Annotated in this window: 12 protein-coding genes; 8 read left to right on the top strand and 4 right to left on the bottom strand. The window is 53.3% G+C overall.

Annotated features, from left to right (window positions below; genetic code table 11):
• Positions 1 to 2 precede the first annotated feature (2 nt).
• Both D3P08_RS01810 and D3P08_RS01805 read right to left on the bottom strand, forming a co-directional pair.
• Positions 3 to 7,349: a SpvB/TcaC N-terminal domain-containing protein gene (locus D3P08_RS01810; protein WP_119597703.1), complete on the bottom strand. Its 7,347-nt coding sequence runs from the start codon at positions 7,347 to 7,349 to the stop codon at positions 3 to 5.
• Positions 7,350 to 7,559: 210 nt separating this feature from the next.
• Positions 7,560 to 8,138, bottom strand: a complete 579-nt coding sequence (locus tag D3P08_RS01805) for a hypothetical protein (protein ID WP_119597702.1) — start codon at positions 8,136 to 8,138, stop codon at positions 7,560 to 7,562.
• 192 nt (positions 8,139 to 8,330) lie between these two features.
• On the opposite strand from D3P08_RS01805, the gene D3P08_RS01800 reads away from it, so the two are divergent.
• Together D3P08_RS01800 and D3P08_RS01795 are read left to right on the top strand one after the other, a co-directional pair.
• Positions 8,331 to 10,454, top strand: a complete 2,124-nt coding sequence (locus tag D3P08_RS01800; RefSeq protein WP_119597701.1) for a GAF domain-containing sensor histidine kinase — start codon at positions 8,331 to 8,333, stop codon at positions 10,452 to 10,454.
• A gap of 5 nt (positions 10,455 to 10,459) precedes the next feature.
• Positions 10,460 to 11,155: a response regulator transcription factor gene (locus tag D3P08_RS01795; protein WP_119597700.1), complete on the top strand. Its 696-nt coding sequence runs from the start codon at positions 10,460 to 10,462 to the stop codon at positions 11,153 to 11,155.
• Positions 11,156 to 11,284: 129 nt separating this feature from the next.
• On the opposite strand, the gene D3P08_RS01790 is transcribed toward D3P08_RS01795, so the two are convergent.
• Positions 11,285 to 11,521: a small acid-soluble spore protein H gene (locus D3P08_RS01790; protein WP_119597699.1), complete on the bottom strand. Its 237-nt coding sequence runs from the start codon at positions 11,519 to 11,521 to the stop codon at positions 11,285 to 11,287.
• 58 nt (positions 11,522 to 11,579) lie between these two features.
• A complete protein-coding gene (locus D3P08_RS01785; protein ID WP_240647197.1) occupies positions 11,580 to 11,981 on the bottom strand; it encodes a DoxX family membrane protein in 402 nt (133 codons plus the stop codon).
• A 177-nt stretch (positions 11,982 to 12,158) separates the two neighbouring features.
• Here D3P08_RS01785 and D3P08_RS01780 point away from each other — a divergent pair, with 177 nt between their 5' ends.
• The 6 genes from D3P08_RS01780 (at position 12,159) to D3P08_RS01755 (ending at position 16,973) form a co-directional block, all read left to right on the top strand.
• Complete coding sequence (locus tag D3P08_RS01780) at positions 12,159 to 12,605, top strand: hypothetical protein (RefSeq protein WP_119597698.1); 447 nt, start codon at positions 12,159 to 12,161, stop codon at positions 12,603 to 12,605.
• A gap of 1 nt (position 12,606) precedes the next feature.
• Positions 12,607 to 12,831: a helix-turn-helix transcriptional regulator gene (locus tag D3P08_RS01775; protein ID WP_119597697.1), complete on the top strand. Its 225-nt coding sequence runs from the start codon at positions 12,607 to 12,609 to the stop codon at positions 12,829 to 12,831.
• A gap of 25 nt (positions 12,832 to 12,856) precedes the next feature.
• The gene (locus D3P08_RS01770) at positions 12,857 to 13,828 is read left to right on the top strand and encodes an NAD(P)-dependent alcohol dehydrogenase (RefSeq protein ID WP_119597696.1); all 972 of its coding nucleotides are present in this window, start codon (positions 12,857 to 12,859) and stop codon (positions 13,826 to 13,828) included.
• Positions 13,829 to 14,014: 186 nt separating this feature from the next.
• On the top strand, positions 14,015 to 15,508 hold the full coding sequence (locus D3P08_RS01765; protein ID WP_240647254.1) for a spore germination protein: 1,494 nt from the start codon (positions 14,015 to 14,017) through the stop codon (positions 15,506 to 15,508).
• 26 nt (positions 15,509 to 15,534) lie between these two features.
• Complete coding sequence (locus D3P08_RS01760; RefSeq protein ID WP_119597695.1) at positions 15,535 to 16,731, top strand: Ger(x)C family spore germination protein; 1,197 nt, start codon at positions 15,535 to 15,537, stop codon at positions 16,729 to 16,731.
• A 5-nt stretch (positions 16,732 to 16,736) separates the two neighbouring features.
• Positions 16,737 to 16,973, top strand: coding sequence for a hypothetical protein (locus D3P08_RS01755; RefSeq protein ID WP_119597694.1), 237 nt, complete (start codon positions 16,737 to 16,739; stop codon positions 16,971 to 16,973).
• Positions 16,974 to 16,986: the final 13 nt, after the last annotated feature.

The following is a 16,986-nucleotide window of genomic DNA, read 5'->3' as shown; positions in this document are numbered from 1 at the left end:
CATCATTTTAAGAAAAGATTGTAATAAGCGTCCGCAGCCTTATCCATCATCGATTTCTGTACATCCTTCACCGCTTGCGGCACCAGCGAAGATTTTTGCATGCCGCCGTAAATATCCCCTACGCTCGTTCCGAGCGCTTTATCCATTTTCTCAACCGGGGTCTGCTCGCCCTTTATGGCCGCTCGGAAGGATTCCGCCGCAAGTCCGACCCCAACGCCTGCCGCTGTGGTCGCGCCAAGCACGGCTAATGCTCCGCCTCCGGCCGCAATGGTTCCGGAGCTGACGAGGCCGGTAGCTCCCGTTAAGCCGAGATTCGCCACGCCTTCCGCAATATCTACGCTGCCCAGCGCTTTATCGCCTGCGCGGATTTGCTGCACGCCTTTGCCGATCTGCACGGCGGATATTCCCACATTCAGCATCGTCAAGGCTCCGCCTACGGTGGTGTGTCCGCCTCTCGCGCCGCCGGCTCCGCTTGGCAAGCGGGGAAGCCCGCCTTTCTTTTTGTCCGTCAGATGGAAGGCAGCCGCCTTAATATCCGTGCCTCGTTTAAGGTTGAATTTATCTACAGTTTCCGTCAGCAGCTGCTGGAACTCCTTCACCTGCTTCTCCGTACCCCGAATCACGTAGAGCAAATCCTCCTTCAAAGGCGCCCCGGTCAGCGTATTGAAGTTCCCCCTGGCTTGCATTTGCTTCATATGCTTGACGACCTGCTTGAGATTGGAATTGATCTTGTATCTCGCTGCGGCTTGCCGAATGCCTTTGCCGTACTTATACGTCTGGGAGTAGAGATTCAAAGCTTTGACTTCCAGAGAACCGACGACATGATGTCCTTTCATCAGCCAAAAATCAAGCCGCCCCCCGCCCTTGCCGGCTTTTACGACCTCCTGAATGCCGCCGAAGCCGTCCATCTCTTTCAAGGCCGTCTCCACAAACTTCTCGACATACGTGCCGAACCGGTGATTTTGCGCGACAACCTTGCCCGGATCGGCCGCCATTCCCGTCGGATCGTTCAGCTTCACGGGATTGCCCCGCACGTAGGCATACAGGTTGGTTCCATCCACGAACCCGGCAGGGTCGCAGCTGAGCCAACGCCCGAGCCATGGAGCATAATATCTCGCGCCATGATCGTAGAAGCCGGTCTCTTCATCCCGTTCTTTGCCCGTGAACCGGTAGCGTTTGAAAGGCACCTCCACCGCGTTTCTGACGGACTGGTACGCGGTTCCTCCGTATGGATAATACTCCTCGTACGAAATGAGCTGCGCCGATTCATCCAGCTCCAGCGCGGCGGAGTCCAGATGATTGCTGAGCTGGTAGCGCATCAGCCGCGCTGCCGTGCCGTCATCGCCAATCGTTCTCGTTTCCAGCAAAGCGATGCGCCTATGCTCATCATTCAGATGCAGCGACTCCCGCTCCAGCTCGACCGTTGATCCGTCACCCGCGAATTCCCGGTATATTTCAAGCTCGCCGAGATAATAGCGCTCCTTCATTTTGGCGCCGTTCAGCCGCTCGATGACTTTGCGTACCCGCTTTCCACCCGCGTCGTATTGGTAGTAGGCCGTTCCGCCTCCTCCCAGATTCACCCGCTCCAGCCGGTCCTGCGCATTCCAGACCATCTCGGCCAAATGCGGCATTTTCGTCATATTCCCGCGGCTATCGTACGTATAAGAATCAGCCACGGCTCCGACCGTTGTCCGGCTTAACCGGTTGCTATAGCGTTCTTCTTCCAATAGGCTGGCTTCCGCATACTGGTAGCTCCGCGTCCAATTGCCTTGACTTGCTTTATGCGCCAGCTCCAGCAGATTGCCTGCCTCGTCATAGCGATAAGTTTCCGTATAAGTCCTCATCGCCTGACCGTCCATTGGGTGCAGAAGCCTGGTCCGGCCGGCATCGTTATAGGTCGTCTCCGGAGCGGCAGCCTGCCCTATATGCTCCCTGCCTCCAGCCATGCAAAGCCGGTAAAGCGCATCATACTGGTATTCCGTTTTCGGATGAACAATCTGGTTGTTGAAGAAGATCGTTTGCTGCGCTTGATCTAGGATGGAGGTGATATTGCCGACGGGGTCATACGTGTATCGAATATCTTGCAAGACCGCTTGATCCGACCCGCGCAAAGACTTCAGACGCGATAGCCGGAAGGTCAGCGAATCATACAGGTAGGCGGTTGTTACGCCGTTCCCGTACTCGATCGTCTCCCTTTGTCCTTTGGCGTCGTACGTGATGTTGTGAATAATCGGAGTGACTTCTGCGGATTGATGGTGTCGTAATGTCACTTGGGTCATTAAACTAAGCGGATTGTATGACGCTTCAATGACACTTTCGTCCGGGGGTATAACTTGGATGATCCGTTCAAGCGCATCGTAACGGGTTCGCGTTCGAAAAGCTTCTTCCTCCAGCAAGGAATCGGCGAGCTTATAGACAGCAGAGAGCTCCAATACCTCATTGATGCCGGACAATAGCGGGGCTAGCGAAGACCAATCGGCTTCTTGCCTATAATCGCTCGCGAACCGTCGTCTCGCCTCCACGGGTTTGGACCTGAAGTCGTAAGACAGCTGCTCCACCATGCCCGCTCCATCAAAGTGCATAAAGGGACGGGTCCGTAAATTGCGGCTGACCGCCTCCGGATGCCATTCTCCATACACGATCAGCTCGGCCATCCGCTCTTCCAGGCCGCTCTTCCGGACATATTTGGCGATCGGACGATGTACGGCATCGTAAGTATGCCTTACCCCATCGCCGTCTTCGCTCCATTGCCGTACCGGCTTTCCCATCGCGTCCTGAAGCAGCCAGCGAATCCCTGCTTCCATGCTCATTTGCTTCATGGGATGACTGAGCATATTGTAATCGGTTCGCATGGCGGTTCGCCCGCTGGCATCTATCGTTCGCAGCAGGTTCCCCTCAATGTCGTGCTCCGCGCGCGTCCGGTACAGCTGCCGCTCTCCCTGCGGGTCGATTCCGTTATCAACGATGGTAAGGAAGGTTCTTCCCAGGCTGTCTAGATACGTTGTCGAAGGAGTCGACGCGTGCTGTGCCGCCATACGGGCGGCGCGCTGCTGGTCTGGAGAAGCGGCATCGGTACAATTGGACGCATACCAGGTTGGAGAGTATAGCCCTTCATCAAGTCCCCGGAATATGCCTCCCACATCCGGATCGTCGACAGGAGACACGGAAGGATCTGGTAATACGTCAGGGTATCGCGGATCATAGGCTTGCGTTGGATGCAGAGTATCGTTCACATCCCACGTTTCCTGCTTCCAAGCGCTAAACACCGCTTTTTCGTAGGTATGATTCGGATGGATCGTTACAATGACCCGGCCCAAAGGATCGTAAATCAACGTCTGGCTTACGCCTGCCGGATTCACCTCATATTGGTGATGGCCGCTGAAATAAGGCTCGAACTTGCGGACAGGCTTTCCTTTATTGTTAAATTCCGTCCATCCGCTGGAGAGCCAGCGTTCATCCGTCAGCGCCCCAGTCCCATCCTCATTGCCGCTGAATTGTTTCGTTTGGATCTCTCTGCCGAAGCCGTCGGAGTATACGAATTTGTACTGGAGCCCGCTTTCGCCGTCTGGGGGCAGCTCATGGATATGCGTTTCGCGGGTAATGGTGAATACGGCATTAGGCAGCGGGTTTTCCAGATGCTTGGTTCTTTCGTATTGAAAGGGATCGTAGATGATACGGCTCGTCGCCTGCAGCAGAAGCCCTCTTGCGGCAAGCAGCGGCTGCTGGAACGCGTCGCTCAGCGTGTCCTCGTCCAGGTTCGCCTCGAACCCGAACAGGGAATCGCCGATCCTTTCGGTTTCCTTGCCCATTACCGCCGATCCAACCATCATCCCCAGCGTGTCGAAAATCGCGGCGGAACGGTTGCCGTTCGGATCAGTCATCAAGATCGGCTGCATTACCCGATAGTCGTATACAGCGGTGCTTATATTTTGATAAGGATCGATTGTCTGGACGGTTAACAAATGATAGGGATCATATTCAATAAAGCTGGTATGGCCGAAAGGATCGGTAAAGCCGGAAGGCTGATAGAAGCTACCTGCCGCATTCGAAGGAAAAACCATCCGTCCGGAAGGTATCCACCATTGCTTCCTTTCCGGCTCGTAAAGATATCCGCCTTCCTCTTCCAGCATTGCAGCGTGAACGCGGTCTCCGTAAATCTGTGCCGCCCACTCATCCGTAAAAGCAAGCTTGCAGCTCTCATAAGGGAGAGCCAACGATTCCAATTGTCCCCAGGGGAGCGCGCCCGATAAATCGTTGCGCTGGTAGCGCGTCCGAACCTGCTCGATACACCTTTTGCTCAGCTGGTCGTCCGGAGCTGCGCCGTACGAGATCTCATCCGCCTCAACATAAGCTTCCGCCACTTCCTCAACCGTGAAGCGCGAGCCATTGCCAGGGAGAGCTCCGCTAAGCTCGAAGGTCGCGGCCAGGTAAGAGAGCGGCGTATGGTATCGATCCGGTTGTTCCACAGCATTGGTATATTGGTGATCCGTAACGATAATCCGGCATTTCTGCTGCTCCGCCTGCTCCTCGGCGCTCAGGGCAGCGTCCCGCAGTCTGCGGCCATAGCTCACCTGCGCGTTTTTCAGAACATTGCCGTAGGCGTCAACTTCCCACGTTATTTCGTGTTGGATGCGCGGATCCATCGGAATGCGTTCATAGTGATAAACGAGCTTTTCTCTCGGATGAACCATAAATACCGCGTGCTTCCGATTGGCCATCGGATGCAGCAGCTCGACCGCTGCATTCTGCTCCTCCACCGTATACGGATAAATCTCGTTCGGCTGCCTATCCAGCGCATAAATTTCCTTCCGCAGCATTGTGCCTTTCAGCGCCCTGCACGCCTCTCTCGTTTCGAGAGCCGTCAACCCTTCGGGAAGCGCCGTATCTTGAAGCAGCATCGTCTCGAAGGCGGCATCGGTTAATCCAGGCTCCCGGAAATATTCGCGCTTGTAGCGCTCCGACAGCTGGATTTGATCGACATAGGCGCCGGTGTGATACCAGGATTTGGTCAGCACGGGCGGCGTATAAGCATCCCATCCTTCGCTTCCTTGCTTCTCCTCCGCGTCCAGCTGTTCAACTCTTCCGAATCCGCGGAATTCCCGCTCCACTCCGTCGTAATATCCATGATGATAGGTGTAGCTCGACCGCAATCGCGTTTTTCGAATATGATCGTAAACTTCCATTTTCTTCACGACATACACGGGGAATGGCAGACGGGTTGCCCAAGGCGTTTGATTGGCGCGATCCTGCAAGTAGAAGCTGGTCGACGAAGCATACTCCACCCGTGTCTCCGCACCGATGTGATTGCTGAGCGATGTCAGAAGATGCGGCTTCTGCCCCCGCAAAGGATTCATATACCGAATGTCTTCCTGGTCCGGGAGCCTCCACACCAAGCAGGATGTTCCCGTTCCGAGCAAATCGACGATCTCTACATGCGCGTTTGGCTCAATCGCTGGCAAGCGCTCCGGCTCGCTCCAGCCGTTGCCCGACTGGTTAAACCAGATGCGCGTCTCGCCGCTGCCCAGATAGATCAGGTCCGTTAGCCCAGACCCATCTAAGTCCGCAAGATGGAGCGACTTCGGCGTAAACAGCTCGGGATGATCGAACCAAGGCGCATTTTCCATCGTCATTTTGGGTCCAAAGCGCCCATACCCGAGGTTCGGCCAATAACATACTTCGCCGTTCCGAATACGAACGATATCCGTTAGCCCGTCTCCGCTCATATCCGACAGAAAGACCGATTCCTCCGCGCCGGAGAACAGCAGAGCAGGACCTTGCTCCTCATTCGGCCAGGCCTGGAGCCTTTCAAGGGGAGAAAACCCTTTTACCGCTTGCGAATAGGCGCAATAAAACAAATCATTTTGCGTAAGCAGCAGGTCCGCGTGCCCATCCCCATTCAAATCGATAAAACGTAAGTTCGGATCGTTCCAGTCGAGCTGGAGGTTCGCTTCGAAAGGGGCGAACGGCTCCCAGTCTCCATCATTTGTGCGCTCATAATATCCCGATAGCTGCGGATGAAGCTGTACCCAATAGCACTTGCCGTCCCCAGCCAAATCCATAAACTGCTGCTTGGCTTGTTTGATTCCGATGAGCGAGGGCTGTGTGCCGAGCTGCTCGGCCGGGCCAAACCGCCCCTCGCCTAAATTACGCTGATAATACCAATGCTCCGCCTGATTCGTTAATATTCCGCTTAACCCTTCGCTTTCCAGATCAACCCATTGGCCTTCGATATGTACCTGTTCAGGCGCCGGCAGACGATGAATCGTACAATCCAGCGTCGTCGACGAATAGGTAAAGGTCAGCGGCGGCATCGATTTTTTCCGATACAGCCCGTCTTCGCCGCGCCGGTAACCGTTTTGCGTAATGGCGGTCAAATAGGAGGCAACCGCGTTTTCTTCGTACTGCAAATCATAGGACCGCACCAGATACGGCTCTGCTTCCAGCTCCTCGAACTGGTGAAAAAGCAGAATTCTTCTGCACAGCCGCTGCGTTCTTTGCTCGAATCCGGCGCGGTACTGACTGAAAGGATCCCGGCGGTATAACCAAGGGCTCCGTTCCTCTACCGAAGGCTGCTGCTCATCATGCTCGCCATAATCGAACACGACCCGGAACAGCCAGGAATCGCGCTGAAAGGGCGTCCGGTTGCCGTAGCGGATTTGCTTGACGTGCCTCTGGCTCATCGCGCGCCCGCATCTTGCTTCGGGAACCCCCTCCTCGTTTTCCTGCTTATATGCAAAGGAGATGACATTTCCCTTCTCATCGAAGCTTTCCGTCAGCAGCCACTGAAAAATACGCCCGGGACAGCCGGCGTCCGCGATACAACTCGTATCGCCATCCCCATAAATACTCGTGACGTTATCTTTCGAGATCGATCTCCAATGAATGCGGCCGGTTCCCGCATGGTCCCAGCGCTCGATTCTTGCATGCAGTCCTTCTATGCGCGGGCGATAGCGTCTGACCCAATAATCGCCGTTCCGGCTCGGTTCCCCTACCGGCACTAAATCTTCCGCTCCCGATATTAAGAAGGTGTCCGAATCCTCCGAATCCTGGTATCGGGGCAAGCCTTTATCCGTTTTCCGGACAATAGACGGAATAACCATACTCCACCCCAGACCGAACAGGCCGTTTCCTTGCCCGGAATCATAGCTAAGCGATAGATTAGGGGTCGAATTCCCGCGGGCCTCGGTGACCGAGATTGGGATTTGAAAGGAAAATGTACCCGTCGCGGCATTGACTGCGGCTTTCTCCCCCAGTCCCCGGATAGCGCCTCCGCCCTTTGGAAAGCTGATGCTCGGCAAGGGACTTTTCCAGTCCTCTTGCTTGCTTTTTACCGGTTCATTTTTGCTCATTCCTCAATGATTCTCCCCCCATACAACCTTAAGTGCCCACTTCCACATCGTTTTTTTCGCTCCTTTTCCATTGGCGATTTGTATGGACGAACGGATTCTCGCCAACCCCATATCGAAGTATATAGCGTCCTACCAGTCCTTGGGAAGGATGAAATTTTTTCACCTCCCGGCTAAATATTTCAACCTTCCCTTTCATACCGACATGTTATTTCACGCGGAATAGGTGCGCGGAGCTGGCATTTCCGTTTGCGAACGAGGCGTCAGCCGCCCCGTCCATATGCAGAAGCCCATGCCGACATAAGCGAGACCCCAGAACAACGCGAAGTATACGTTATCCTCCACCGGGAGGAACTGGCTAAGAAGCATTGCGATAAATAAGATGGGCACAAACCGCGGGAATACCTTCGCCCGGAACGTTACAATGACGAATAAAATCGTGCCGAGGATCATGCCGGCCATATTGGCTATTCGCGTCAAAGCCACAATCGGGCCATCCGGCATCGGAGAGCCGGGCTCTATTACAAATACGGTGAACACCAGCGCAGTTGTCAGAATGTTGCCGACCGTCATGCCAAGAACACTGATGAAACCAAGCGCCCCCGTCTCCCGCTGCGCCAAAAAACCGGCGATTGTGCCTGCCGACATGAGGATGCACGCCGCATACCCGAAGGATAGCTCCTGCACACTGTCGGTCCCCCAAATGATCGCGGCAGGCGTCATGCCCATTCTTGCAATTCCAGCCAGCAGACAGATCATTCCCAGCCATTTTACAACTCGTAAATCACTCATTTTCATTCTCCTTTTTCGGTTGGATTGTGGTATGCCTCTATCCTACCTTTGCGGGAATCACGGGTAACAGAGTATGGAATACCTGAATTGCCGGGATGCGCCCGTTCCCGAATTCGGGAAATTGATCAATGGGGGACGGGAATTCGCAGCGGACTCATATTCAAAACATAGCAAGGCCGCTATAATAGGAGCATGGAAAAAATTAGACTCTATCAGCTGCTTGTCGGACTATTTTTTATCGTAACGGCGTCTGTCTATATTAGCTGCATTCCCATCTACTACGATACGATGGTGACCGAATGCATTATGAACGGGTGCGGAAACGTCGTTCCTCCGCTCATCCTTGGGAAGCTTACGTTATCGGAGACCGCCCTGCTTCTTCTATTGGTCGATTGCTCCTTTACGCTCGTATTCTATTTAGCTGCCCTTATTCTTCTTTGGAAGGGCGCAAAGGCGCCGGTGGGACTGCTTGCCGCGCTAGCCATGATCGCTTTCGGCACTTCCTTCCCTTCGCTCGTCAGCATCGGGTCGGCGGACGGACAGTTCTCTTTCTACTGGTTTTTGATCGCATCGGCTGTCGGCTGGATTGCGATATCATTGTTCTGCCTGCTCTTTCCGAACGGCTCCTTCGTGCCCGCTTGGTCAAAATATCCCATGGCGCTGATCGTCGTCGTCAACACCGCAAACATTTTTTATGAAGGGAATATTTGGCGGGAGCTTGGTTTGCCTCGACCCATTCAGTTTTTATGGTTCATTCTGACAACCGCACTGTTAATTTACGCCCAAATACATCGCTTCCGGCGCATCTCTTCTCCCGAGCAGCGCCAGCAGACCAAATGGGTCGTGTATGGCGTAGCCGTCTGCTTTATTGGATTCATGGTCATCAGCATGATGTTTGACCCCGTTTTCTATAAAGATGACGCAGCCGCTTATGTGGTATTAAATGCCGCCTTGCATCTCAGTCTATCGGCTCTTCCTGTTACGCTCACTCTCGCCGTTCTCAGACGAAGGCTATGGGACATTAACCCCCTTGTAAACCGGACGATTGTGTACGGCGCGATGACCGTCTTTATTATTCTGCTGTACAGCGCAGCTGTGCTCTATCTCGGAAGATTGTTTACAACCTGGAATCATTACGTCGTCTCCCTTCTGGCGACAGCGCTCGTCGCCGCCCTGTTCGCTCCGTTAAAGGAATGGCTGCAGCGGCAGGTCAACAGGCTGATGAAGGGACGCCATGACGACCCGTACGCCGTGCTGCTGGAGCTAGGCAGCCAGATGATCCAGCCGCTTGCGCCGGATGCGATGCTGACTGCCATTGCCCGCCAAGTTCAAGGCGCGCTGCGTCTGCCTTATGTCAGCATCGCCAAAAGCGTAGAAGGACAAGAAACGGTTCTGGCCGAAGCCGGCGAACGAAAAGAAGGACTGGAGCTGCAAGCCCTCCCCATTGTGTATCAGGGGCAATCGGTCGGCACGTTGTATGCGGCTGCCCGTTCCGCAGGCGAAGCCTTCTCGTCGGAGGACCATAAATTTCTGGAGGTGCTGCTTCAGCAGGCCGGACCGATCGTGAATAACGCCGACATGCTGCAGGCAATGAGACGGCTGGCCGAGGATTTGCAGGAATCGCGCGAGAAGCTTGTCCTTGCCCGGGAAGAAGAACGCAGGAGGATCCGCAACAATCTTCATGACGATCTAGCGCCAAGATTGGCGGCGCTCGCGATTAACGTGGCCGTTGCGCGCAAATTCGTCGACAAGGAGCCCGCCGTTGCGGTCGCCAAGATGGATGAGCTTGGCCAAGTGATTCGTACGACCGTGCAAGACATTCGCTCGCTCGTAAACGATCTGCGGCCGCCAGCGCTGGATGAGCTCGGGCTAATCGGCGCCATCCGCTCGCGGATGGACGAGATGGCGAAGCCTTCCGGGCTAACCGCAGACGGCTTAGCGGCGGCAAGGCTGCAGATGCAGATCGACGCTCCGGCATCTTTGCCGCCATTAAGCGCAGCCGTGGAGGTTGCCGTCTACCGGATCGTGACGGAATCGATGGTAAATGTCTTAAAGCACGCCAACGCATCCGTCTGCCGGGTTAAATTGGCTGTGACGGAGGATAACCGGCTGCTGGCGGAAGTGACAGACGATGGCATAGGTGTCGGTGCGGCGCAGCGTCCGGCTGTAATCGGGAACCCCGGCGGCATTGGGCTCATCTCTATGCGCGAGCGGGCTGCAGAAATCGGCGGGGAATGCGTCATTGAACAGCAGAATGCCGGCGGAACGCGGGTGCGCGCATGGCTTCCGTTGTCACCCCACACTTTAGGAGGATAAGACCGATGAGAATATTGATAGCCGAGGACCACCCGATGTTTCGCAGCGGCGTTCGCAGCTTGCTCGCGACAACAGACGACCTGGAGGTTGTCGGGGAAGCGTCGGATGGCATCGAGGCGGTGAAGTTGGCGGGCGAGCTGCTCCCCGACCTCATCATTATGGATATACGCATGCCTGGATTGAACGGCATCGAGGCGACCGCGCAGATTAAAGAGCGGTTTCCCGCTATTGAAATACTAATCCTAACCATGTATCAGGACGATCAGTCGGTTTTCACAGCTATGCGAGTCGGCGCCAAGGGTTATGTGCTAAAGGATGCGGATGAGGAGGAGCTGCTGCAGTCGATCCGTATGGTGGGAAGCGGAAGCGCCGTATTCAGCACGGGAATAGCGGAGCGAATGATGCAATTTTTCGCCTCGCAAGTCTCTCAAGTGAAAGCCGATGCCTCCAACGAAATGTCGGAAGAGCACGGGCTCGGCAGGCACGGATTGCTGCGGGACCCGGCCTTTGCCGAGTTAACCCGGCGCGAAGCGGAGATTTTGGAACGGATCGCGGTCGGGGATACGAACGCTCAGATCGCCGAACGGCTGCATATCAGCGCCAAGACCGTTGCGAATAACGTATCGAACATTCTTAATAAGCTCCAAGTCATGACCCGTCACGAAGCTCGGAAGCTGGTCGAGCAGTCGCGGCATAACTAGCACTTAGTCGATACGAGCGTGCCAATTGCCTAGACGCAGCTTGAATGGCTAGAATTCACCCCGCAAAAAATGGGCCTTTCCGTGTGGAATAGCCCATTTTTGATTTCATTGATTTTTCGTTGTCACAAACTACCTGTCACTCGGAAGCTGGCACGCGATCGATTCGACCTCCATCGCTACCTGGGAATCCGGCTCGGAAAGACTGCGTAACGGAACGTCCATTTCCTGCTCCGGCTGGTCAAGAGGATAAATTCTTGCCGTCTCGTTGTCCTCGTTCACATGCTGAATATAAACCTGCTTCCCGTTATACTCCACGTTAGCCATGACCGGCGATGTGGCAATTTCCTGTGCCCGTTGAATATTCAATCCATTTCCTCCTTTGCCGTAACGTCATTTCATTGTTTGCGCGGGAGGAGCGTTCTATTCAAAGCGACTTCCCGAAAGCTTCAGCGCTCCGGTCAAATAAACGCAGGTAATGGTCTTTGTAGCCGTACAGCAAATAAGCTGTAGCAAGGCTAAGGATGCATGCAAGCAGAAGCAAAGAATGATCGACGAACAAATGAAGCAGCAAAATATTGCCGGTTATAGGCGTCAACACCGCTAGCGCCAGCGGAACGAATCGATTGATTAAAAGCAGCGCCCCGCAAATCACCTCAATCGATTTCTCGGCGATGAGAAGATAATCCATTTCGAGCAAGGCCATTGCCTGCGGACTGGTCGCAATAAACGGCTCAAGCTCAAAAATAACAAAATAACCATTGATTCCAGCCAGCAGAAAAATAGCTCCTAACAAAATCCGGCTCATATGCGCGACTAATACTTTCACTCTGCGCCCCCCTATGCTGTATTCTTCGCTTCTAGTTTAACAAGGTTAGAAAACAAAAAACATTATCCGAACGGATAATATCATGTCAAACAAACTTGACATCCAAACGTTATCCGGTTATCTTATGTATAACAAACTTTACTTTGTGTAAAGAATAATATACTGGAGGACAAGGCTATGACCTTTCAAGAGAAAAAAAGCATCGTTTCCCTGTTCAGCGCGATTCTCATCTTCGTTTCTTATTCCTTATACATGTATCCGAGATATCCGGATGGCGCGCCGGAGCAAACCGAGCTTTTTCGATATTGGGGCTCTTTTGTGCTTATTCTCACTTTGGTGTCCATTATCGCGCACATCATCATCAGCATCGTGTTTAACCTCATCTACCGGATAACGACCAACGAGAAGGAGCCTTCGTTCGAAGATGAATTAGATAAGCTTATTGGGTTAAAGGCGTTCCGCAATTCTTTTTTTGTATTCGTCATCGGCTTTCTTCTTGCCATGGGGTCGCTTGTTATCGAGCAGCCGTCCCAAGTGATGTTCATGACGCTGATCGTCTCCGGATTTATAGCCGAGCTTACCGGCGCGGCAACGAAACTGTACCACTATCGGAAGGGAGTCTGACATGGGCAGAAATCTTGTCGGCAATCACATTCGAAAATTACGGTTCAATCATAACGAAATGACGCAGCAGCAGCTGGCCGACAAGGTCGGCGTAACCAGACAAACGATCGTTGCGTTGGAGAAGGGCAACTACTCCCCTTCTCTCGAGCTGGCATTCCGCATCGCGATCGCCTTCAACATGCCGCTAGAGGAAGTATTCTATTACGGAGAAATGAAAGAGGATTAACAGCAAATCCAAGGAGTGAGGTTATATGAAAGCTCTAGTCGCGACGAAATATGGCGGACCCGATGTTCTTCAGCTCCAAGAAGTGGAGACGCCCGTTCCGAAAGACTATGAAATATTGATCAAGGTGCGCGCGGCAGCCGTAAACGCCGGAGACTGCAGAATGCGAAGCTTTACCGTCCCCCGTATGTTCTGGCTCCCCGCTCGGTTCGCTTTAGGCTTCAGAAAGCCTAGAAACCCGATATTCGGCATGGAGCTGTCCGGAGTAGTTGAAGCTGTCGGCAAAGCCGTTACGCGGTTCAAGAAAGGCGACCGCATATTTGCGTCGACCTCGAATGTGAAATTCGGCGCGCACGCCGAATATAAGTGTATGCCCGAAGACGGGGCCGTCGCGATCAAACCGGATAATGCGACGTTTGAGGAAGCCGCCGCTCTATCGATAGGAGCAACGACCGCGCTTTCCTTTCTTCAAAAAGGACGGATCCAGCCCGGACAAAAAGTGCTGATCAACGGCGCGTCAGGCAGTGTCGGCACATTCGCGGTTCAGCTTGCCAAGCATTTTGGAGCGGAGGTAACCTCGGTATGCAGCGCCTCAAATATCGAATGGGTCAAATCGCTGGGCTCGGATTTCATAATCGATTACGCACAGGAGGATTTCACCGGGAACGGCGAGCGATACGATATCATTTTTGACGCGGTAGGCAAAACAACCTTCTCTCAATGTAAAAACTCTCTGACAAATAAGGGGTATTATCTTCATACAGGCATGGCAGGTTCGCGGCATAACGCGGCGTCGCGTTCCAAGACCAGCGGCAAGACCGTTGTCGGCGGCACCGTCGTTCCGCGAGCGGAGGATCTTTACTTGATCAAAAAGTTAACGGAATCCGGACAATTAAAGCCTGTTATCGACCGGTGCTACCCGTTCAAGCAAGCGGCCGAGGCGCACCGGTATGTGGACCAAGGCCGCAAAAAAGGAAATGTCGTCCTAACCATGCCCTAATTGATCTTCATCCTCATCCAAGCCGGAGGCCGCTCGAAAGAGCGGGTCATCCGGCTTTTCTTGTCCCGCTCCATCCGACGCCTCCCCTGGCCTGCATAAAATTGGGTAATCATAGAATACTAACACTTAACCCGCAGGAAGCATGAATCGAATATGACTGATCCCCCAAGGAATGATTGGATAGTGATGGACAATAACATGCCCCAGGCTGAACCGATTAAGGTCAAGCTTCAGCCCAATATCGATAAGATTCGAAAGGATCTAGGAAACAGCGATGATATCGTGATTCGCGAAATCGCATTCGGTGTCGCGCGCGCCGCGATTATTTATACGGACGGATTAGCGGATAAAAAAATGATTACCGATTTTATTCTGGAGACGCCCGATCAGACAACGGAACGGGATAACCTGCTGGAAGCCTTGAAGGAGCTTGCTCAAAAATTAGGCGACTACAAGGAAATCACAAATTTCCAGGAGATCTATTCCTCGATCTTGTCCGGCGGAACCGTTCTGCTCTTAGACGGCTGCTCGCGCGGCGTTTCAGCAAGCACGCAGGGCTGGAAAGACCGCAGTATTTCCGAGCCGATCTCGCAGGTTGTCGTACGGGGTCCACAAGAAGGCTTTACCGAGACACTCCGCACGAATACGTCAATGATTAGACGGAAAATTAAAAATCCGAACCTCTGGGTGGAGACGAGGCAAATCGGAAAAGTAACCAAAACCGACGTTGCCATCATGTACATAAACGGCATTGTGAACGGAAAAGTCGTCAAGGAGGTCCGGAAACGGCTCGATAAAATCAATATTGACGGCATATTGGAGAGCGGGTATATCGAGGAGTTGATTCAGGACGAGACGTACTCGCCCTTCCCGACAGTCAATAATTCGGAGAGGCCCGACAGCGTCGCGGCGGCTCTGCTTGAAGGACGGGTTGCGATTCTTGTCGACGGGACTCCATTTGTGCTGATCGTCCCTACTCTGTTCATCTCCTTCTTCCAGACGGCAGAGGATTATTATCAGCGCGCCGATATCAGTACGCTTCTGCGCATGATCCGGTTCATCAGCCTCTTTATCGCGATGGTCGGACCGGCGCTGTATATCGGCATTACCACCTTCCATCAGGAGCTGCTTCCGACGCAGCTGCTCATCAGCCTTGCCGCTCAGCGCGAAGGCGTGCCTTTTCCCGCGTTCATCGAAGCGCTGCTGATGGAAATTACGTTCGAAATTTTACGGGAAGCAGGCATACGCATGCCTCGTCCAATCGGACAAGCGGTCTCCATTGTTGGTACGCTTGTTATCGGGCAAGCCGCGGTCGAAGCCGGTATCGTTTCGGCGTCAATGGTTATCGTCGTGGCGATAACCGCGATTTCCAGCTTTGTCATTACGGGCTACAGCATGGCGATATCGGTACGTATGCTCCGATTCGTCATTATGGGACTCGCGGCGGCTTTTGGCGTCTTCGGGATTGTCGTCGCCTTAATCGCGCTGGTCATGCATCTTTGCAGCCTGCGTTCGTTCGGCGTGCCGTATATGAGCCCGTTCGCGCCGTTTATCCCGGACGATCATAAGGATACGATCTTTCGTCTGCCCCACTGGGCGATGACCTCGCGTCCGCGGTTAATCAGTCAGCGAAATATCATCCGCGAACAAATGTCCCGGCCCGCTAAGCCGCAGAAATAATAATTTTCTAAGAAGGTGAGCGCCTCATGATTCGCAAGTTGTCCGCGCTGATCAGCGTCCTCCTGTTACTGGTCCTCTTAACCGGATGCTGGAGCCGCAGAGAATTGAATGAGCTCGGCATAGCCGTTGGAATCGGTGTCGATAAAGCGGACAAGGGCTACCGGGTTACCGTTCAAATCGTGAGTCCCGGCGAGATCGTGTCAGGCAAATCAAGCGGAAACCGCACACCCGTCACGGTATATGAAGCTACAGCAGAAACGATATTTGAGGCCATTCGCAAAATAACGACGAAAAGCTCGAGGGAAGTTTATTTGGCTCATCTTCGCGTTCTGATTATCGGGGAGCAGCTGGCCCGCGAAGGCATGGAGAAAGCGCTCGATCATTTCTCCAGGGATCACGAGGTTCGCACCGATTATTTTGTTATCGTTGCGAAAGACACAACCGCCTCTAATGTATTAAAGGTACTGACGCCCATCGAGAAAATACCGGCAAATAATCTTTATCTGTCTTTAAATTCATCCGAGAAGCTGTGGGCGCCGACGGCAACGATTACGCTGGACGAGCTTATTTCGGATTTTGTAAGCGAGGGCAAAAGTCCTGTGTTAAGCGCCGTTTCCGTCATAGGAGGAAAAGCCGGCCATTCACAGAAAAATATCGAAAATATTTCGCCGACCGGCTACTTGAAATATTCAGGTCTAGCCGTACTTCAAGGAGGCAAGCTGGTCGGCTATCTAAATGAGAAAGAAAGCAAAGGCTACAGCTACATTACGGATCGTGTGCAAAATACGGTCGGTCTCGCCTCCTGTCCGAACGGCGGAAAGCTTGCGTTGGAAGTCATCTCGTCCAAAACAAAGGTAAAGGGCAAAGTCGTGAATGACCAGCCCCAAATCCAAATCGAAGTCAAAACCGAGGAGAACGTAGGCGAGGTCGAATGCGAGCTTGATTTGACAAAACGAGAGACGATCGCAGAGCTCGAGCAGCTGGCGAATCAAAAGGTTGCCTCGATTATTAAGACGACGGTCAAAAAAGTACAGAACGATTATAAGTCGGATATATTCGGCTTCGGAGAAGCGATACACCGGGCGGACCCTGCAGCTTGGAGGCAGCTGAAGGAAAACTGGCACGAGGTTTTTCCGAAGGTGGACGTCATCGTGAATGTGCATACGGAAATACGGCGCATCGGAACGGTAGCCAATTCTTTTCAAAACGAAAGGAAGGAATAGACGCCATGTGGATTGCCGCTGGGATAATCGCCGCAGCCTCCTTTTTCGCCTATCTCGAGGTTCCCTTGCTTATTAAAGCGAAGATGAAAAAGGAGCTGTGGGTATTCTCCATCCTTTTGCTGATCGGTACGATGCTTTCTATCGCGGTTTCCTTCGATATGGTCGTGCCGAATCCGCTGGACCTTATATACCTGATTTTCAAACCGATGAGTCAGGTGCTGGATGCCTGGCTTAAAGGCTAACAAGCAAGCGGAG

It is taken from the genome of Paenibacillus nanensis, assembly GCF_003583765.1.
GTDB lineage: Bacteria > Bacillota > Bacilli > Paenibacillales > Paenibacillaceae > Pristimantibacillus > Pristimantibacillus nanensis.
This window is presented reverse-complemented; position numbering and strand designations above follow the sequence as displayed.